Source organism: Petrotoga miotherma DSM 10691, from assembly GCF_002895605.1.
GTDB classification, from domain to species: domain Bacteria; phylum Thermotogota; class Thermotogae; order Petrotogales; family Petrotogaceae; genus Petrotoga; species Petrotoga miotherma.
Window position 1 is genome coordinate 60,909 of record NZ_AZRM01000007.1, and the last position, 18,711, is coordinate 79,619.

Annotated in this window: 20 protein-coding genes and 1 riboswitch; of the genes, 13 read left to right on the forward strand and 7 right to left on the reverse strand. The window is 34.1% G+C overall.

Annotated features, from left to right (window positions below; genetic code table 11):
• Nucleotides 1-27: 27 nt before the first annotated feature.
• Complete coding sequence (gene yajC, locus X928_RS01095; RefSeq protein ID WP_103078116.1) at nucleotides 28-432, reverse strand: preprotein translocase subunit YajC; 405 nt, start codon at nucleotides 430-432, stop codon at nucleotides 28-30.
• Nucleotides 433-732: 300 nt separating this feature from the next.
• Between yajC and X928_RS01100 the strand changes: the two genes are divergently transcribed.
• The 5 genes from X928_RS01100 to mgsA all read left to right on the forward strand — a co-directional run bounded on the left by X928_RS01100 (nucleotide 733) and on the right by mgsA (nucleotide 4,920).
• Complete coding sequence (locus tag X928_RS01100; RefSeq protein WP_103078117.1) at nucleotides 733-1,335, forward strand: septum site-determining protein MinC; 603 nt, start codon at nucleotides 733-735, stop codon at nucleotides 1,333-1,335.
• A 90-nt stretch (nucleotides 1,336-1,425) separates the two neighbouring features.
• On the forward strand, nucleotides 1,426-2,466 hold the full coding sequence (locus X928_RS01105; RefSeq protein WP_103078118.1) for a M28 family peptidase: 1,041 nt from the start codon (nucleotides 1,426-1,428) through the stop codon (nucleotides 2,464-2,466).
• Nucleotides 2,463-3,485, forward strand: coding sequence for a M42 family metallopeptidase (locus X928_RS01110; RefSeq protein WP_103078119.1), 1,023 nt, complete (start codon nucleotides 2,463-2,465; stop codon nucleotides 3,483-3,485). The genes X928_RS01105 and X928_RS01110 overlap by 4 nt, the downstream gene beginning before the upstream one ends.
• 17 nt (nucleotides 3,486-3,502) lie before the next feature.
• Complete coding sequence (locus tag X928_RS01115; RefSeq protein ID WP_103078120.1) at nucleotides 3,503-4,507, forward strand: M42 family metallopeptidase; 1,005 nt, start codon at nucleotides 3,503-3,505, stop codon at nucleotides 4,505-4,507.
• A gap of 32 nt (nucleotides 4,508-4,539) precedes the next feature.
• Nucleotides 4,540-4,920, forward strand: a complete 381-nt coding sequence (gene mgsA / locus X928_RS01120) for a methylglyoxal synthase (protein WP_103078121.1) — start codon at nucleotides 4,540-4,542, stop codon at nucleotides 4,918-4,920.
• Here mgsA and X928_RS01125 read toward each other — a convergent pair.
• Together X928_RS01125 and X928_RS09965 are read right to left on the reverse strand one after the other, a co-directional pair.
• Nucleotides 4,917-5,366: a hypothetical protein gene (locus X928_RS01125; protein WP_103078122.1), complete on the reverse strand. Its 450-nt coding sequence runs from the start codon at nucleotides 5,364-5,366 to the stop codon at nucleotides 4,917-4,919. The two genes, mgsA and X928_RS01125, sit on opposite strands and share 4 nt — an antisense overlap.
• Nucleotides 5,367-5,434: 68 nt before the next feature.
• Nucleotides 5,435-5,752 (reverse strand): helix-turn-helix domain-containing protein, encoded by a 318-nt coding sequence (locus tag X928_RS09965; protein ID WP_169926252.1) that lies wholly within the window; start codon nucleotides 5,750-5,752, stop codon nucleotides 5,435-5,437.
• Nucleotides 5,753-6,003: 251 nt separating this feature from the next.
• On the opposite strand from X928_RS09965, the gene X928_RS01135 reads away from it, so the two are divergent.
• The 7 genes from X928_RS01135 (at nucleotide 6,004) to X928_RS01165 (ending at nucleotide 13,085) form a co-directional block, all read left to right on the forward strand.
• Nucleotides 6,004-6,666 (forward strand): ABC transporter permease, encoded by a 663-nt coding sequence (locus tag X928_RS01135; RefSeq protein ID WP_103078123.1) that lies wholly within the window; start codon nucleotides 6,004-6,006, stop codon nucleotides 6,664-6,666.
• Between the two features lie 27 nt (nucleotides 6,667-6,693).
• Nucleotides 6,694-7,797 carry an ATP-binding cassette domain-containing protein gene (locus tag X928_RS01140; RefSeq protein WP_103078124.1) on the forward strand — a complete coding sequence of 368 codons (1,104 nt, stop codon included), beginning with the start codon at nucleotides 6,694-6,696 and terminating at the stop codon, nucleotides 7,795-7,797.
• A gap of 13 nt (nucleotides 7,798-7,810) precedes the next feature.
• Nucleotides 7,811-8,461, forward strand: coding sequence for an ABC transporter permease (locus tag X928_RS01145; protein WP_103078125.1), 651 nt, complete (start codon nucleotides 7,811-7,813; stop codon nucleotides 8,459-8,461).
• A gap of 21 nt (nucleotides 8,462-8,482) precedes the next feature.
• Complete coding sequence (locus X928_RS01150) at nucleotides 8,483-9,376, forward strand: glycine betaine ABC transporter substrate-binding protein (protein ID WP_245857140.1); 894 nt, start codon at nucleotides 8,483-8,485, stop codon at nucleotides 9,374-9,376.
• A 217-nt stretch (nucleotides 9,377-9,593) separates the two neighbouring features.
• Nucleotides 9,594-10,478, forward strand: a complete 885-nt coding sequence (locus tag X928_RS01155) for a glycine betaine ABC transporter substrate-binding protein (protein ID WP_103078127.1) — start codon at nucleotides 9,594-9,596, stop codon at nucleotides 10,476-10,478.
• A gap of 82 nt (nucleotides 10,479-10,560) precedes the next feature.
• Nucleotides 10,561-12,018, forward strand: coding sequence for an asparagine synthase-related protein (locus X928_RS01160; protein ID WP_103078128.1), 1,458 nt, complete (start codon nucleotides 10,561-10,563; stop codon nucleotides 12,016-12,018).
• Nucleotides 12,019-12,191: 173 nt separating this feature from the next.
• A complete protein-coding gene (locus tag X928_RS01165; protein ID WP_245857141.1) occupies nucleotides 12,192-13,085 on the forward strand; it encodes a glycine betaine ABC transporter substrate-binding protein in 894 nt (297 codons plus the stop codon).
• A 40-nt stretch (nucleotides 13,086-13,125) separates the two neighbouring features.
• Here the strand turns inward: X928_RS01165 and X928_RS01170 are convergent, their stop codons facing one another.
• The 4 genes from X928_RS01170 to X928_RS01185 all read right to left on the reverse strand — a co-directional run bounded on the left by X928_RS01170 (nucleotide 13,126) and on the right by X928_RS01185 (nucleotide 17,148).
• Nucleotides 13,126-13,764 (reverse strand): methionine ABC transporter permease, encoded by a 639-nt coding sequence (locus tag X928_RS01170; RefSeq protein ID WP_103078130.1) that lies wholly within the window; start codon nucleotides 13,762-13,764, stop codon nucleotides 13,126-13,128.
• Nucleotides 13,765-14,763 (reverse strand): methionine ABC transporter ATP-binding protein, encoded by a 999-nt coding sequence (locus X928_RS01175; protein ID WP_103078131.1) that lies wholly within the window; start codon nucleotides 14,761-14,763, stop codon nucleotides 13,765-13,767.
• A 34-nt stretch (nucleotides 14,764-14,797) separates the two neighbouring features.
• Nucleotides 14,798-15,625, reverse strand: coding sequence for a MetQ/NlpA family ABC transporter substrate-binding protein (locus X928_RS01180; protein WP_103078132.1), 828 nt, complete (start codon nucleotides 15,623-15,625; stop codon nucleotides 14,798-14,800).
• A 163-nt stretch (nucleotides 15,626-15,788) separates the two neighbouring features.
• Nucleotides 15,789-15,900, reverse strand: a riboswitch (SAM riboswitch).
• 48 nt (nucleotides 15,901-15,948) lie between these two features.
• Nucleotides 15,949-17,148 (reverse strand): FprA family A-type flavoprotein, encoded by a 1,200-nt coding sequence (locus tag X928_RS01185; RefSeq protein WP_103078133.1) that lies wholly within the window; start codon nucleotides 17,146-17,148, stop codon nucleotides 15,949-15,951.
• A 215-nt stretch (nucleotides 17,149-17,363) separates the two neighbouring features.
• On the opposite strand from X928_RS01185, the gene X928_RS01190 reads away from it, so the two are divergent.
• Entirely contained in the window at nucleotides 17,364-18,602 is a 1,239-nt protein-coding gene (locus X928_RS01190; RefSeq protein WP_169926253.1) for an MFS transporter, read from the forward strand.
• Nucleotides 18,603-18,711 lie beyond the last annotated feature (109 nt).

Genomic DNA, 18,711 nt, shown 5'->3' on the forward strand with positions numbered 1-18,711 from the left:
CCCCCTGAACAAAGTCAATTTAAAATACTATTTATCATCTTCAGCTTCGGGTTTTTCTGGTGCTACTTCGGTTTTATCGCTTTTAGAAAGAACCCCTGCAATGGCATTCTTCGTTATATCAATCTCTGTTTTATCTGCTGTTGAAATTCTGATTCTCTCGTTAGTTATAGATATTATCTTTCCTATGATTCCTGAGGATGTAACTATTTTATCACCTTTTTTCAAAGCGGAAATCATTTCCTTGTGCTTTTTTTCTTGTCGCCTTTGTGGAAGGAACAATAAAACCCACATTAAGATTATGATTATTAAAAAAAACAACAATCCACCGAACCCACCACCTGTGGGAGCAGTTTGCGCTTGCTCGACTGTGTTACCGGCATCTGTGGCACCTGCAGGACCAAAGTTTATAAAATCAAATACTTTTTCTAACATAAATACACCTCCAAAATTATTCTTTTAACTTTATTTAGAAATTCTAAAACTTGCTTTAGTAACCCTTCCTTCTCCACCCAAAAGAGTTTTGTTGTTAAGAGTTTTTGTTATAACATAAATTATTACAAAAAATGTTTACTGTTAGATTGTATCATATTTTTCTTTTATGGTCAATGAATTCTTCACAACGAACTTGCCAAATAATTTTTGTTTATGTAATATTTCTTATATTTTATGTTATTATATATATGGTCATAGAATTTTGTTTTTGATTTAAAAATTGTATTAGGGGGGGTTTAGATGGATGAACCCGTATATGCAAAAATTATGGACGGAGACATAATCTTTTATTTTTCGAAAGGGAACACGCAAAAAGATCTTTTTGAACATTTTAAAAAAGAACTTGTTAAGATGAAAGGTTTTTTTAACATTGGAGATAGTTTTTACGTATATTTCGAAGACGGTTCTCAGCATAATCTATTAAATAGAATCGTAAAATTCGCCAACAGTCTTGAATTGAACGTTGCCGGAGCTTATTTTGGAAAGCTTCCCGAAGGAAAAGTGGGAAACAAAGAGTTAACCCTTTCGAGTACCCAAATTTATAGAAAACATTTGAGATCCGGCCAAGTAATACAAAATCCTGGAGACATCATAGTTTTTGGAAATGTAAACCAAGGTGCAGAAGTTAACGCGGGTGGAAGTATTATAATATTTGGAAAGGTATTTGGAACTTTAAGAGCAGGAATTACCAACAAAAAAAACGCTTTCATTATAGCTTACGAATTAAATTCACCATTAGTAGAAATCGCGGGTATCCCTTTCTTTAACTACGAATGGCCGAAGTCACCTGTTGCCATAAGGATTGAAGAAAACAAAGCATTAGTTGAACCCGTTGAACTGTAAAAAGATATTGGAGCAAAGGAACATTAAATCAATTTTTTTAATTTTTAAAACAGTATTTATGCTGTGTGAAAACCAAAAAGGAGGTTATGAATGGATACTTCTACTTTACTAAAAAATTTATCCAATACGTTTGGGGTGTCTTCTTTTGAAAATTATACCTTTCCTTTGATTGAAAAAGAATTAAAAAACATCTCACCAGATATAAAATTAGAAAAAGTAGGAATAGGTAATTTAGTGGCAACTTATGGAAATGGGAGTCCCAAAATTGCCTTTTTTGCTCATGTAGACGAAATTGGAATAGTTATATCAAAAATAGTTGATGATCATTTCGCTCGTATTTCTCCCGTTGGTGGAGTCGATCCAAGAACCTTGGTAGGAAAAAGGGTTCTTTTTAAAACGAATAATGCAGAAAAAACTGGTGTAATAGGGTTTTTAGCCCCTCACCTTCAAAAAAAAGAAGACAGAGAAAAATCTCCCTCCTTTGATGAGCTTTTCGTCGATTTTTCAATTTCAGGGGGAACAAGTAGTATCAACGTTGGCGATATGGGCGTTATACAAGTCCAGGCTGTTGAACTTGAAAATGGGAAGATATCAAATAAGTCTTTAGACAACAGAGTCGGTGCTGCGGTACTTATTAAGTCGTTAGAGTATCTACAAAATCTTAAATTTGAAGGGCAATTGATGTTATCTTTTAACAAAGGTGAGGAAGTGGGATTAGTTGGAGCACAAGGTAGTGCCTACCATCTAAAACCAGATTTTGCCATAGTAATTGATGTAACCTTTGGCGAAAAACTACCGGAAAATGTCGAGCCTATCAAGCTGGGTGAAGGGCCAGTTATAGGTATAGGTACCACCGTTACAAGAAGTGTTTTCGAAGAACTAACAAAAACTGCAAAAAATAACAATATCAAATACCAAATAGAAACTTTTACTAGAGGCAGTGGCACCGAAGCAGATGTAGTACAAATATCTTCTACCGGAGTAAAAACAGGTGTTGTTTCAGTTCCAATCCTTAACATGCATTCTCCAAACGAAGTTGTAGATGTAAAAGATGTGGAAGAAAGCGCAAAATTATTATCTCTCTTTGCTTTAAACACTAGTTTAACTTGGAAAGGACGTCGAAAATCATGAGGAAGTATTTAAAGGACTTAACCAATCTTGCTGGAATATCTTCAAGAGAAGAAAAAATAAAAGAGTACATCAAGTCAAATATTGCTAACAAGGTCGATGAAATTACCGAAGACAACATGGGGAACCTAATTTGTTTAATTAAAGGTAAAGATTCTTCCAAAAAATTAATGCTTGACGCACACATGGACGAAGTTGGTTTTATGATCACCAGAATAAATGAAGACGGTACTTTTGGCATATCTCCCGTTGGAGGAGTTGACCCAAGGGTAGTAAAAAGTCAGAGATTAAAAATCGACGAAAAAATATCTGCTGTTGTCAATTCTACACCTATTCACTTAGAAAAAGAAACCGACAAAGTTGAGCAATATGAAAGTATAAGGGTCTACGCTGGGTTTTCTAACAAAGAGGAAGCATCTAAAAAGGTCCATTTGGGCGATATGGTTACATTTGATACTACTTATTATGAGGAAAATAGCTATGCTGTAGCCAAAGCCTTTGATGATAGGGTTGGATGTTCTATTATGATGGATATAATTGACTATTTTTTTGAGAACAGCGAGAAACCTCTTTACGACACATACTTCAATTTTGCTACTCAGGAAGAAACAGGGCTGAGAGGTACAGGAACTGCAGCTTCAAAAATACACCCAAATTTCGCTATTGTATTAGAAGGTACAACTGCTGGTGACAACCCTGAAAACACCCCGGATAAATGGGCAACTCATATCGGAAATGGGCCGGTCTTAACATTCATGCATAGCGGTTTAGTACTTAACAAAGAGATCTTTGAAAAAATTGTAGATACTGCAAAGAAATTAGGGATTAAATTCCAATACAAAATGCGAACGGCAGGAGGAACAGATGCGGCTAGGCTCGCAAAGACTCTTTATGGAATTCCAGCAGGAGTAATATCTGTACCATGCCGATACATACATTCTCCACAATCTATAATGAATTTACAAGATTATGAAAATACCTACCAATTGGTAAAGCAACTAGTTGTTAACACACCATTTTAAGAGAGGTGGCAAAAAAATTGAAAGAGCTAATAAAAAAAATTACGGAACTTTATGGACCAAGTGGAAGAGAAGATCAAGTGAGAGATTTTATAAAAGAACAGATCAAAGATCATGTGGATGATATTAAAACAGATAAGCTAGGAAATCTTATCGCTACAAAAAAAGGCAACTCTGGAAAAACTATATTATTTGACGCTCATATGGATGAAATAGGAGTTGTTGTTACGCACATTTTAGACAAAGGCTTTCTAAAAGTAGAACAAGTTGGGGGCCAAAACCCTGTAAATTTGATCGGTTCCAGGTTGATTTTTAATGGAAGAATAGGGGTTGTAGGAGTTGAGGGAGAAAGTGAAAAAGAATTAAAAGATAATTATAAGAACTTATCTTTGGACAATATATTTGTTGACATAGGCGTATCTTCAAAAGAAGAAGCGGAAAAAATTGCCCCTATAGGCACGTTTGGAACTTTCGCTGAAGGTTTTGTCGATTATGGTAATTATTGTATGTCAAAAGCGATGGATGACAGGATAGGATGCGCCATTTTAATAGAAACTATCAAAAACATGAAAGATAATCAACACACCGTTTTATTTGCTTTTACAGTCCAAGAAGAAGTAGGTTTGGTTGGTTCTTTTGTTTCGACTTTTGATTATGAAGTCAACAGAGCAATAGCTATAGATGTCACGGATTCCTTGGATACTCCAAAGGCTCTTAAAAGAATGAGCATGGCTTTGGGAAAAGGACCTTGTATTAAAATAAAAGACAATCTTTCTGTAAGTGACAGAGAAGTTGTGGAATGGATAAAAAATGCTGCTTTGGCAAACAACATACCGTATCAGTTCGAGGTATTAACCTTTGGAGGAACAAATGCTGCAGGCTATCAAAGAACCAAATCTGGAATCCCTAGTGGTACTATTTCTATTCCTACTAGATACATACATTCACCCCACGAGATGTTATCCTATAGCGATGTTGAAAACACGGTGAAACTGTTGAACACACTCAGTAAAACCAATTTTTAGAAACTTATTTTTCACGTTTGAGGAGGAAGATTATGGTCAATGTAGCTTTAATAGCCCACGATAAAAAGAAGTTAGACCTTGCACTCTTTGCCAAAGAATGGAAGGATGTATTTAAAAATTGCAAACTTTATGCTACAAAAACCACAGGAAAGATTTTAAAAGAAAAGGTTGGTTTAGAGATACAAACTTTTGAATCTGGACCATTGGGGGGAGATTTACAAATAGGTGCTCTTGCTGTTGGTGGGAAAATAGATTTTGTAATCTTTTTAAGGGATCCGTTGACTGCCCAACCCCATGAACCTGATGTATCCGCTGTTTTACGGATTTGCGATGTACACAATATTCCACTTGCTACTAATTTAGCAACCGCTGAGGCAATCGTTCTTGAAATTCAGAAAAAACTTAATAATTAATGCTTATTATCTTGAAGATCAATCTGTTGATTGCCTGTACTTAATGGTAGTACAATATTTGGCAATGATGTCTTCATTAAAATTTCGTTTAAATAAATTCTAAGATAGGGCCAAAGTACACTATCTACAAAATTTTTAAGGAAATACTTTTCGGCCCTTTTGTTTTTTGAAAAACTTTCGAAATCCATATCCGTTTCGAAAATCACTCTGAAGGTTAAAACGTAATAAGCTATTCTATTTTTTTCTCCTTCTAAAAAAATCCTGTAAGTAACTATTAAGTTTAAGTCTCTCTTTTTTTGTTCATATACATATCCTCTTTTAATTGATATTTCAGCAACTTTTTCAACTACTTCTTTGCTGGTTCTCTCGAAAAATTCACTTTCCAAAAAAATATTCTTTAGAATTATATCTTTCAATATGTTTATTTTTTTTTCATTATTTTTCACAAAAACTCCTCCTAAACTCTATAGATTATTGTTTTTAGAAATTCTAAAACTTTATATATAGCGCCTTTTTATAATTTTAAGTGAAATATTTTTTCAAAATTATCATTTTTAGAAAACTCATCTCTATTTATCTCTTTATTATCTCTAGGTTCAAAATATAATTTGATACTACCACCTAGCACGTCTGCCAATCTTTGCAAAAACAAAAATGTTGGATTGTAGTTTCCTTTTTCAAATTTAGAAATTATCGCCTGCGTTGTTCCCATCCGCTCAGCTAGGTCTTTTTGTGTAATTCCCATTTGTAATCTTCTTTTTTTAATCTCATATACCAAGTCTAATAAAGCTTTCTTATCTATAACTTCCCATTTTTTTTCATTTTCATTCAAAGTTTTCACCTCCAAAATTAGAATAATTATACTCCTTCTAGAAATTTTTAAACAAGTTTTACTGCCGCTTATTTCTTGAAAATTATTTTATTCCCTAACTAAGTTTATAAGAAAATATCTTAAAAGATTTTTAGTGTTGTTTTTTTACTTAATTGTAACCTATTTATGTTCTAAAAAGATTAAAAATGTGTTATAATATTTATCGCATTGGTGAACAAACTAATTTACAATAAGAAGAAGGGAGTGAGAAAGTGGAATTTTTTGAATATATTTCTAGTAGTTCAAGTATCATAATTAGAGAATTTCTAAATCACTTGAAAATTATAGGCTTATCTTTACCTTTTTCTATAGGTATAGGAGTACCAACAGGAATTTTCATATCGAGACATCCTAAAGCCGCAAACATAGTTATCGACATTGCCAGTATTCTGATGACTATTCCAAGTTTGGCGCTTTTTGGAATTATGGTTGTAATTTTGTCTCCTTTTGGAGCTGGCTTAGGGGTTACACCTGCCGTGATTGCTTTGATTATATACTCTTTACTTCCAATTATAAGAAATACATTGGTAGCTATTCAATCTCTTGACCCACAAATGATAGAGGCTGCAAAAGGAATGGGAATGACCGAATCTCAAATATTATTCAAAATCCGTTTACCTTTATCGATCCCTACTATTATGTCCGGGGTAAGAAATGCAGTAGTAATGGGAGTTGGAGTTGCTACTTTAGGATATTTTGTAGCTTCTGGAGGATTAGGATACTTTATTTTTGCTGGCTTAAGTAGGTCAAGGTATCCAATGGTAATAACAGGGGTAATATTGGTTTCAATTTTGGGTGTTTTGGCTAATTATCTTTTGCTAAAATTTGAGGATTTAATTACTCCCAAAGGTCTTAAAATAAAAGATAATGAATAAGATAAAAATCATAGGAGGAACATTGACATGGCAATAAAATTAGTTGATCTCACAAAGAAGTATGGTGATTTCACCGCTGTAAATAATTTAAATATTGAATTTGAAGACAATAAATTAACTATTCTAATTGGTCCGTCTGGATGTGGCAAAACAACTACATTAAAGATGATCAATCGTTTGATTGAAAGAACATCGGGCGATATCCTCTTCAATGGAAAATCGATAGACGATATAAACTCTATACAATTGAGAAGAAGCATAGGTTACGTTATACAAGAAATTGGATTATTCCCTCATATGACTGTATTTGATAACATAGCTGTAGTTCCAAGGCTTTTGAAGTGGACGGAAGAAAAAATAAAAAAGCGGGTATATGATCTACTAGATTTAGTAAATCTTGAGCCAGATATTAATGCTTATAAGTTTCCAGCACAACTATCTGGAGGTCAAAGACAGAGAGTAGGAGTAGCAAGGGGACTTGCAGCTGATCCAGACATACTGCTCATGGATGAACCATTTGGTGCAATAGATCCTATAAATAGAGAAACATTACAAGATGCATTTCTTGAAATTCAAGAGAAGATCAAAAAGACTATTATATTTGTCACGCATGACATAAGGGAAGCTATTAAATTGGGTGATAAAATTGCAATCTTCAAAGATGGTGAATTAGTACAGTACGACGATACACAAAATATTGTTCAAAATCCAAAAAATGATTTTGTAAAGGATATATTAGGGGAAGATAGTCAATTCAAATCTTTGGAATTTGTTAAGGTTAGCGAAGGATTGTACAAAGATATGCAAGTCTTTAAAATTGATGAGGATCTTTCAAAGATTAAAAATACTATACAGAGTAAGTATCCTATCACAATATTTGTTGATAAAAATAACAATTATAAAGGTTTTATAGAAACTAAAAGATTGAACAGAATTAACGATTTATCTAAATTGCAAAGCTCTTTGAAAAAAGATCACGTTACCCCAAAATCAAGCCTTTATGAAGCCTTAAACAAAATACTAAGTTCTTCAAGTACAAATATCCCAGTGGTTACCGATAAACAAAAGGTAATAGGAGTGATCAACTTAAAAGCTATATTTGAACAAATGTCAAATAAAGAAGAGGTATGATGAGGAGGATAATATGGAATTTTTTACATACGTAGCTGAAAACCTTGGTTATATGGGAATAAAGGCTTTGGAACACCTTTATTTGTTCGCAACTTCGTGGGCAATTGCTATAGTCGTTGGAATGGCAATAGGAATCTATGTTACTCGCCCAGGAAGAGAGAAAAGTGGAAGAATAGCCCTTTCAATTACAGGAATAGCCCAAGCGGTCCCAAGTATTGCTGTTATTGCAATTGTTTTTTTATTCATGGGTATCGGTCCTGCCCCTGCAATCTTTGCTCTGTTTTTGTACAGTATAGTGCCTATAACTTTTAACACCGCATCTGGGCTTTTCGGCATTGATAAAAGTATGATTGAAGCAGCAAGAGGCATGGGGATGACTAACAGACAAATCTTGTGGCAAGTAGAAATTCCAAACGCGTTGCCAACTATTTTTTCAGGAATAAGAAATGCAGCCATAATAAATTTAGGGACAGCTACAATCGCATCAGCCATAGGTGCTGGAGGATTGGGAGAATTGATTTTTATAGGTCTTGGGACCTTTAAATTCGAGATGATATTAGCTGGAGCTATTCCAGTATCCATAATGGCTGTTTTAATTGATTTTGCACTCTCTATAATACAAAACAAAATGACTTCGGAAGGTATTAAGTTACAAAATGAATAATGAAAAAACTTTTAAATGGAGGTGTTAACGTTGAAAAAATTGGCAGTACTTATGTTAGTTGTAGTTTTTTCTTTGACTGCGCTATTTGGTGCAACTTTAACCGTAGGTGCAAAAAACTTCACTGAACAGTATGTCCTTGGAAACTTGGCTTCACTGCTACTTGAAGAGAATGGTTTTAACGTTGTTGAAAGGTTTGGTCTTAGTTCTCTCGTCGCTAGACAAGGTTTGACAACAGGTCAGATCGATTTATATCCAGATTACACTGGAACCGCTTGGGTAACTTACCTAGGCCAAGAAGAACTGATCACTGATCCAGATGAACTTTTAGAAAAAGTCAGAGAATTAGATGCTGAAAATGGTATTGTTTGGCTTGATAGGATAAACGCTAACAATACTTATGCGCTCGCTATTCGTCAAGAAGATTACGAAAAATATGGTTTCGAAACCCTCTCTGACTTAGTTGCTTACTGGAACGAACATCCAAAAGAGTTTGTGGTAGGAGTTGGTTATGAATTCTATGAAAGACCTGATGGTTTCTTTGCCTTTGCTGACCACTATGGTTTAGATATTCCAGATTCTCAAGTATCAACTATGCAACTTGGATTAACCTACGAGGCAATTGCAAACAATAAAATAGATATCGCTATGGTTTTTGCTACCGATCCAAAAATTTTAAGATACAACCTACATGTATTAGAAGACGACCAAAACTTCTGGCCTTATTACCATATCTCTTACGCAGTTAGAAAAGATGTACTTGATGAATACCCTGAAATTGAAGAAATTTTGCGACCTCTCACACTGTACCTAAACCAAGACATTTTAATAAGGCTAAACTACAGAGTAGATGTTGAGGGTGTTGAACCAGAAGTCGTTGCAAGAGATTATTTAGAAGGTTTAGGCTTGATAGATTAAACGATCTAATATTCAATTTAACAAATAAGGGTGAAGAGATGCACTTCACCCTTATTATTTGAAGAAAAGAATCCTTTGTTAACGGTAGTGGTGTATCTAATATCATAAAAGACATTTCACAACAGAAAGACTCAGAATTTGAAAGAGGGTCAAGTACTTTTCAATATTTAGAGAGAAAAAGCTGATAACAATAAAATTTAGTTATGGAGGTATTTTTGTGAAAAAAACGATCTTATTCTTGTTAATAATGGTATTTACTTTAAGTACATTTTTTGGTGCAACTTTAACCGTAGGTGCAAAAAACTTCACTGAACAGTATGTCCTTGGAAACTTGGCTACACTGCTACTTGAAGAGAACGGTTTTAACGTTGTTAAAAGGTTTGGCCTTAGTTCCTTCGTTGTGAGACAAGGTTTGACAACAGGTCAGATCGATCTATATGCAGATTACACTGGAACCGCTTGGGTAACTTATCTAGATCAAGAAGAAGTGATCACTGATCCAGATGAACTTTTAGAAAAAGTCAGAGAATTAGATGCTGAAAATGGTATTGTTTGGCTTGATAGAATAAACGCTAACAATACTTATGCGCTCGCTATTCGTCAAGAAGATTACAAAAAATATGGTTTCGAAACCCTCTCTGACTTAGTTGGTTACTGGAACGAACATCCAAATGAGTTTAGGGTAGGAGTCGACTATGAATTCTATGAAAGACCTGATGGTTTCTTTGCCTTTGCTGACCACTATGGTTTAGATATTCCTGAATCCCAAGTGTCAACTATGCAAATCGGATTAACCTACGAGGCAATTGCCAACAATAAAATAGATATCGCTATGGTTTTTGCTACTGATCCAAAAATTTTAAGATACAATCTACATGTACTAGAAGACGATAAAAACTTCTGGCCTTATTACCATATCTCTTTCGCAATTAGAAAAGATGTACTTGATGAATACCCTGAAATTGAAGAAATTTTAAGGCCTCTCACACTGTACCTAAACCAAGACATTTTAATAAGGTTAAACTACAGAATAGATGTTGAGGGTGTTGAACCAGAAGTCGTTGCAAGAGATTATTTAGAAGGGTTAGGCTTGATAGATTAAACAATCTAATATTCAAAGCGACAAATAAGGGTGAAGGGTATTTCTTCACCCTTATTATTTGAAGAAAAAGGAGGGTTAATTTGTGGCAGGTATTGCCGGAACAACAGCTAAAGACAATAAAATTGTTAATAAAATATTGAACAGGATTCAACACCGAGGTCCAAAATCGACATGGGTAGAAGAAGGAGAAAAAGCAACTATAGGTTGCTGCTTGCTTCCATCTGAGGAAACAGCAAAAGAGCGGGTCTTTACAAAAGAAGGAAACGGTATTTCTGTTTTAGATGGGCATCTCTACCACGAAGATAATTTACATCTTGAAGCGGCATTCTTAATACTTGAAAATTATAGAAAATTTGGGAAAAAATTTGCAAGCTATTTAGATGGTGATTTTGCTTTCGCAATCGATGACAGAAATGATCTTATTTTAGGCCGAGATTACATCGGTTCTCATCCCCTATATTATGGCTTTAATAATAATGAACTTTATTTTTCCTCGGAAGCAAAGGGTCTTGTTGGTATAGTTAAGGAGATTGAAGAACTAGAACCTGGACACTTATTTTCATTAAAGGACGGCGTTCTACCTTATTCGACTTTCTTTGAAAGTGTCCCTTCCTTTAAAACACCGCAAGATGCCGCTAAAATACTGAAGGAATTATTAGAGAAGGCTGTTAAACGCAATATGTCAGATGGTTGTGTGGATGGAGCTTTACTTAGCGGCGGATTGGATAGCAGTATTATCGCTTATACCGCTTCTAAATATCAAAATCCCATCAAGACCTTCACAATAGGGGTTTCTCAAAATGGCGATCTTCCACGGGCAACCGAAATGGCAGAATTTATTGGTTCTTCTCATTATTGGAAAATCTTTGATAAACAAAAAATTGAAAATATTCTCCCAAAAGCTATTTATCATTTAGAATCTTTCGAAGAATCTTGTGTTCATGGCGCAGTGGCGCATTATTTAACAGCGAAATTTGCCCGTGAAAAGGGAGCAAATTGTTTGTTGTGCGGTGAAGGAGCAGATGAGCTTTTAGGAGGTTATCACGAACTAAAGCAAGCAGAGTCAAATCAAGAGATGGATAATTTTTTTGATGATTTAATGTCTAACGCCTACCGTACTGGACTCCAAAGACTCGATAGATCCTTCTCAGCTCATGGAATCGAATATCGCGCTCCTTTTCTTGATAGACGTGTGGTGAATTTTTGTAATCAAATACCAAATGAATGGAAAATTTACGGACCTGAAAAAATTGAAAAATGGATCTTAAGAAAAGCTTATGAACATGATTTACCTAACAACATTGTAAATCGAAGAAAAGAACCCTTTGCTAATGGTTCTGGTGTCTCTGATATCATAAAAGATATTTCACAACAGAAAAGCTCAGAATTTGAAAGAGAGACAAGTTCATTTCAAAATTTAGATGTTGATTGGGAGTTTAAATCTCCCGCTGAGTTTTATTATTACCGTTTATTTAAAAAATTCTTTCCAGATAAATCTTATGAACGTTTAGTAACCAGATGGAATCCTTTATTAAATTGATAAACGATGAAGCCTCCTTTCTCCACACATCTGGGGAACTGCTGGGTGGAGTCTTTCCTTAAACTTTTGGGGCAGGAAGCGGGGCGAAGGGAGCAAAGTTCCATTCCTTAGAAGGGTGGGCAGCGGGGCGAAGGGGCGCTAAAACTGATTGAATGTAACTTACATTGATGGAGGTGTTAACGTTGAAAAAATTGACGATATTTATATTATTTGTTGTGTTTTCTTTAACTGCTCTATTTGGTGCAACTTTAACTGTAGGTGCTTCTAATTTCACAGAACAGTACATATTTGGTGAGCTCATATCTGCATTACTTGAAGAAAATGGTTTTAAGATTGATAAAAGATTTGGCTTAAATACATTAGTGAAAAGAACAGGTATGTTGAACGGTCAAATTGATGTTACTGCAGATTACACAGGAACAGCGTGGACAACTTACTATCATAAAGAGGAATTGATTTACGACCCAGTAGAATTATACAACCAAGTTAAAAGCATAGATAAAGAAAAAGGGTTAGTATGGTTAGATCTAACTAGTATAAACAACTCATATGCCTTGGCTATGAAAAGGGAAAGAGCAGAAAGTTTGGGCATTGATACCATATCTGAACTTGCCGAATATGTAAATGATCATCCTGGGGAAATGAAAATAGCAATTGACTATGAATTCTTCGAAGGTGCAATGAATATTTTCGAAATGGCAAAAGCATACAACATGAATATCTCCAAAAATGATGTAAAAACTATGCAGTGGGGTTTAACCTATGAGTCTTTGAATCAAGGAGACGCTGATATAACAATGGTCTTTACCACCGATTCTCAGCTACTGAAATACGACTTAAAGGTTTTGGAAGACGATAAACATTTCTTCCCTTTTTATCATGTAGCTGTTGTGGTGAGAGAAGATACTTTAGAAAAATATCCTGAGATAGCAGAAATTTTAAGACCTTTTGCTATGTACTTAAATCAAGATATAATCATAAGGCTAAATTATTTAGTAGATGTTGAAGGAAAAGAACCAGAGGAAGTTACAAAGAATTATCTTAAAGGCTTAGGATTGATAGAATAATCTCAGGTATCAAATAAAAAGTCAGGAGATTCCTGGCTTTTTATTTTCTCAAAGAGTTCGACAGCCTTGAACCAACAAATTGAATTATCTGAGTTAAGAAGATTAATATTGCTACGTCGTATAGAAGAACATCCATTCTAAACCTTTGATATCCGTAATTTATTGCCATTGCACCAAGGCCTCCGGCTCCCACGGCTCCTGCTATAGCCGTATAGGTTATTAAATTTATAATCAACAAAGTAATATTTGAAACCATCTCTGGCGCAGTCTCAGGTAGTAATACTTTAAATATAAACTGTCTGTTAGTCATACCCATAGATACAGACGTGTCTAGTAAACCTTGTGAAAGATTGTTAAAAGAAGTTTCAGCTAATCTTGCCATAAACGGAATGGCTGCAATAGACAAAGGCACAATTGCTGCAGTTGAACCGATTATTGTTCCTGTTAATAATCTAGTTAAAGGGATTATCAAAATAATAAGGATGATAAAGGGTATTGATCTAAATATATTTACAATCCAATCTAAAACGGAATACCAAGTTTTTGCTGCTTTCTTATCACTCTTAGACAACATGTAGAGCGTAATCCCCAAGGGAATACCTAACAAAATAGCTATAAAACCAGAAACAAAGGTCATGTATAACGTTTCAAGAGTAGCTATAAATAGATCTTGGATCATTTATTTCAACACCTCAACTTTGTAAACATTGGCAGAGAGCTCTTCTAAAAACTTTTCCATTTCCTTCTGCGTAGAAATAACCTCAACTATTAAAGTCCCATATGGATTGTCTTTCAAATGTTCTATCTTACCGTAAAGTATGTTCAATGTGATATCATATTTTTTGGTGATATTATGTAAGATAGGTTCATGAGTTTTTTCTCCCCAAAAAACGACCTTTATTAACCTATCGTTTTCTCCTTTAACAACCTCTTTTACCCTCTTCCAATCTACGTTTATTTCTTGATAAAATTCTTTATTCAGCTCATTTTCTTTTACAATAAAAAATTCATGGACTTTACCAAAAAAATCAACGGTTCCATTTTTTAAATAAACGACCTTATCACAAATCTTTTTGATCACGTCCATTTCATGAGTAACAATCAAAATTGATTTTTTCATACTCTTATTGATTTCCAATATGAGATCTAAAATTCTTTGTGTTGTACTCGGATCTAAAGATGATGTGGGTTCATCAAACAAAATAATATCAGGATTATTTATCAATGCCCTTGCTATAGCTGTTCTTTGTTTCTCTCCTCCCGATAACTGTGAAGGATAAGAATCCTTTTTATGAAGAAGGTTGACCTCTTCCAATAACTTATTAACACGAACTTCTATTTCTTTTTTAGGTGCCTTTTCAATTTCAAGGGGAAGAGATACATTTTTAAATACCGTTCTAGAACTCAACAAGTTGAAATGTTGAAATACGATACTAATCTTTTTTCTCACGTTTCTCAACTGATTTGTATTTAATTGTGTTATATCTACATGATTCAAGAAAATCTCCCCTGAAGTAGGAGATTGGAGCAGGTTCAACGTTCTCAAAAGAGACGTTTTCCCCGCTCCGGATAACCCAATAATTCCCAAAATTTCTCCATCTTCAACCGAAAAATTTATGTTTTTTAAGACATGATTTTTGTCATCATATATGAGATTAAGATTTTGTATTTTTAACAACTACGTTTCTCCTTTTGCATTATTTTATGAATGCTCAAAATACTGGTACTACGGCACCATTGTACTTCTCTAAAATAAATTCTCTCACCTTATCTGTTGTTAGTACTTCAACCAAAGCTTTTACTAGTTCATCGTCGACACGACTTTCCTTCACCGCTATTATGTTGGCATATGGAGACTGGGCTCCTTCGTAGAATACCGCATCTTCCAATGGATTCAACCCAGCTTCTATAGCATAATTTGTGTTAATAACTGCCCCAACAACATTTTTATCTTCTTTATATGTTCTTGGCAAATATGGTGCTTCAAGCTCTTTGAATTCCAAACCGTATGGATTTTCAACGATATCTTTGATTGTTGCCACTAACGGATCTTCTCTCTCCTTAAGCTTAATTATACCTTGTTCTTGAAGGAGCAACAAAGATCTACCTTCGTTGGTAACATCGTTAGGAATTATGATTAAATCTCCTTTTTTGAGGTCTTTTAAATCTTTTTTCAAATAAAACCCCATAGGTTCAACATGGATCTTAGCAACAGATACCAAATCTGGCAAGTTACGTTCCCTCTTAAAAGTTTCTAAATATGGTTCATGTTGAAAATAATTTGCATCTATGGAACCATCTTCCAAAGCCAAATTAGGTTGAACATAATCTGTAAAAATTACTATCTCAAGTTCTACACCCGTTTTTTCTTTGAAATCATCTTTTACGAACTCTAAGATCTCGGCATGGGGAACTGGAGTAGCTCCAACTTTGAAAGTATTACCACCAAAACCAAACAAAGCATACCCTTCAACGAAAAGCAATGTTAAAAAAACAAATAATGAAGCCAAAACCTTTACCACACTCTTACTTTTTTTCATACTAAATCCCTCCCTTGTAAAATATATTTTAGTTCCCTTTCACCCCGTAACCCTTTTAAAATCAAAATCTTATTATTTAAAAAATCCCTCTAATTAGAACTTTATATATAAAAAACCTCTTCCGGTAGAATGGAAGAGGTGTATTTTTATAACTCTTATCCTCTCCTTATCTCCCAGAATTACTCTGCAGGATTTGGCACCATTGCATAATTTTGTTAAATTATGCAGGTTGCCGGGCTTCTTCGGGCCAGTCCCTCCGCCTCTCTCGATAAGGAATCAAAACTTATTAATTTAACTAATATTATCATATTATTTTTTGAAAGTCAAGCTAATTTTACCTCTTTTGCCATAGCTTTTGCCAATTCAGCTAATTTCTTAAAATCTTCTTCTTTAGCAGATAATCTTGCTTCTATCGGCTCAGCAACAAGTGGCCATTTCATTTGCTCATTGTACTTAACTAAAGTTGAAACTCCCCCACCACTCCAGCCATAAGTACCAAAGATACCTAAAACATGATTTTTTATGTTGGTATGGGATAGCCATTGAACCAGTGATTCCATGTAAGGAAAAAGACCTTGGTTATATGTTGAGCTTCCAAAGATTACTCCCTTGTATCTCCAAATCTCGTTAATTATATAAGAAATATGGGTTTTTGATACATCCATTATTTTGATCTCTTTAATACCTTCTTCAGCTAATTTCCTTGCAACATAGTCAGCCATCTCTTCTGTATTTCCATACATCGATCCGTAAGCTATTACAACCCCTTCTTCGGTCTCATATTTACTCCATTTATCGTACAAAGAGTAAATTCTTTCAGGATTCTTTCTCCAAATTGGTCCATGGGTAGAAGCGATTATTTTTATATCTATATTAGCCTCATTCAATTTTTTTAACGCCCTTTGTACCATAGGAGAGTATTTCCCAACTATATTAGAAAAATATCTTCTGATTTCATCTTCGAAGACATCTACCTTTACTTCATCGTCGAATATTCCCCCGTCTAAGGTACCAAAACCCCCAAAGGCATCACCAGAAAACAAAATTTTATCCGTTTCATCGTAAGTCATCATCGTTTCTGGCCAATGAACCATTGGAGTTAAGTAAAACTTCAGATTATGCTTTCCTAAGTTCAGAGATTCACCATCCTTTATCTCATGAAAATTATCTTCAACCTTATAGAGGTTTTCTATAAATTGAAAAGTAGTTCTATTACCAACAATTTTTAAATTAGGAAATTTTTGCAAAAGTTCTGGAATAGTCCCAGAATGATCAGGTTCCATGTGGTTGATGATTAAATAATCAAGAGGCTTACCGTTTAAAAGATTCTTGATTTTATCAAAAAATTCAGTTACCTTCGATTCTTTAACCCCATCGATTAAAGCTGTTTTTTCATCTAAGATTAAGTAAGAATTATAGCTAACCCCCCTATCAAGAGGCCATAAGCTTTCAAAAAGCTGCGTGTCTCTGTCGTTTACACCAACATAGTAAATACTGTCGCTAATTTTTATAGAACCATTCATAATTCCTTCCTCCTTTGAATTTTTACATTTTATTTTAAGGTTAACTTACTAAATTGCTCTTATTTTTTGTCGTTCTAAGTTTGGTATAATTGAATAAACGAGGACATCTTTGCCTCTTTTTTCTTCAAAATATATTATAGCACATGAACCCGCCTATTTTATGCTTAAGGCTAACTGGAGCTCACCTTACAAATTGTATATGGAGGATAAAATCTATGAAAAAAAGCTTTTCACAAAGGTTCAACTTAAGTTTATTTGTTTTTATTTGGCATGGATTTTTCTTGTCTTTGACTATGTCTATGATAGACTTTAACACAGTTTTTCCTGCTCTAATTACGGAATTAACCGATAATAAAATTATTTTTGGTGTGTTGTACTCTATCCTGTTGGGAGCTCCGTTGTTTTTCAACGCAATATTTGGTTATTTTATGCAATATTATCAATATAAGCGAAAATTTTTAATGCTAGGTATCTATTTGAGGAGTATTTCTTTTTTAGGGATGGCACTGTTCACTTACTACTTTGCGCAAAGAAATCCTTTGGTAGTAATAATTAGTTTATTTTTTTGGATATTCCTTTTTTCGATAAGTGGTGGTTTCGCAGGACTTGCGTATACAGACATCATCGGTAAAATTTTTAAAAAAGAAGAACGGGGAAAGGTTTATACCTACAAACAATTTTTTGGTAGTATTGCAGCCCTTTTAGGTGGATTAATAATCACAAAAATTTTTAGTCCAGGTTATATCGAATATCCCTTAAATTACACTCTTTCTTTTTCAATAGGATCTGCTGGTTTATTTATCGCTGCTTTGGCTTTTTGGTTCATAAAGGAACCCCAAGCAAAGGTTACCAACCAAAAAAAAGAACCTCTAAAAACCTTTATCAAAAACATCCCTGTTCTTTTAAAAAAAGACGAACATTTTTCTAATTTTATAATCGTGGAGAATTTGTCAAGTTTCAGCTTAATGATTTTACCTTTTTACATAGTTTTTGCTAAAGATACTTTTTTAATTTCTGAAAGTTATGTCGGACACTATTTACTTTTTCAAATAATAGGCACTATTTTTTCCAACATTTTTTGGGGATTTATTTTCAACAAATATTCCTCTAAAACAGTTGTTTCTACCTGTATATTTTTGGGAGCCATTATACCAATAGTTGCTATCGTATTATCTTTCTTTGGACCCAATTTATATTCTATCGTCTTTTTTCTAGTAGGTTTTGTTATTAGTGGAAGAAGGGTAGGCTTCGACCCATACTTTTTGGAGATAGCTCCTGAGGAAGAAAGATCTATTTATTTAGGAGTAAGAGGCACTTTGAATTTCATGACAGTAATTATGCCTACAATCGGTGGATTATTCATTCAAACTATGGGATATTATACTACTTTTATCATCGTTACCACAGTTATGTTAACAGATCTTTATCTGATAAAACACAAAATGGTAAGTTAAAATAATTCATCATTCTGTAAATTGCTATCTTTTTTGTCGTGTTATAATACAAATAACAATTAATTTATAAAACATTCTATAAACACTGTGGGCTAACTGTGGGGTGGGG

Coding starts and splice junctions, on each gene's coding strand:
- X928_RS01170 (WP_103078130.1), bottom strand. CDS start 13,764: ATGATCCAAGATCTATTTATAGCTACTCTTGAAACGTTATACATGACC.
- yajC (WP_103078116.1), bottom strand. CDS start 432: ATGTTAGAAAAAGTATTTGATTTTATAAACTTTGGTCCTGCAGGTGCC.
- X928_RS01180 (WP_103078132.1), bottom strand. CDS start 15,625: ATGAAAAAAAGTAAGAGTGTGGTAAAGGTTTTGGCTTCATTATTTGTT.
- X928_RS01140 (WP_103078124.1), top strand. CDS start 6,694: ATGGCAATAAAATTAGTTGATCTCACAAAGAAGTATGGTGATTTCACC.
- X928_RS01185 (WP_103078133.1), bottom strand. CDS start 17,148: ATGAATGGTTCTATAAAAATTAGCGACAGTATTTACTATGTTGGTGTA.
- X928_RS01110 (WP_103078119.1), top strand. CDS start 2,463: ATGAGGAAGTATTTAAAGGACTTAACCAATCTTGCTGGAATATCTTCA.
- X928_RS01105 (WP_103078118.1), top strand. CDS start 1,426: ATGGATACTTCTACTTTACTAAAAAATTTATCCAATACGTTTGGGGTG.
- mgsA (WP_103078121.1), top strand. CDS start 4,540: ATGGTCAATGTAGCTTTAATAGCCCACGATAAAAAGAAGTTAGACCTT.
- X928_RS01100 (WP_103078117.1), top strand. CDS start 733: ATGGATGAACCCGTATATGCAAAAATTATGGACGGAGACATAATCTTT.
- X928_RS01145 (WP_103078125.1), top strand. CDS start 7,811: ATGGAATTTTTTACATACGTAGCTGAAAACCTTGGTTATATGGGAATA.
- X928_RS01190 (WP_169926253.1), top strand. CDS start 17,364: ATGAAAAAAAGCTTTTCACAAAGGTTCAACTTAAGTTTATTTGTTTTT.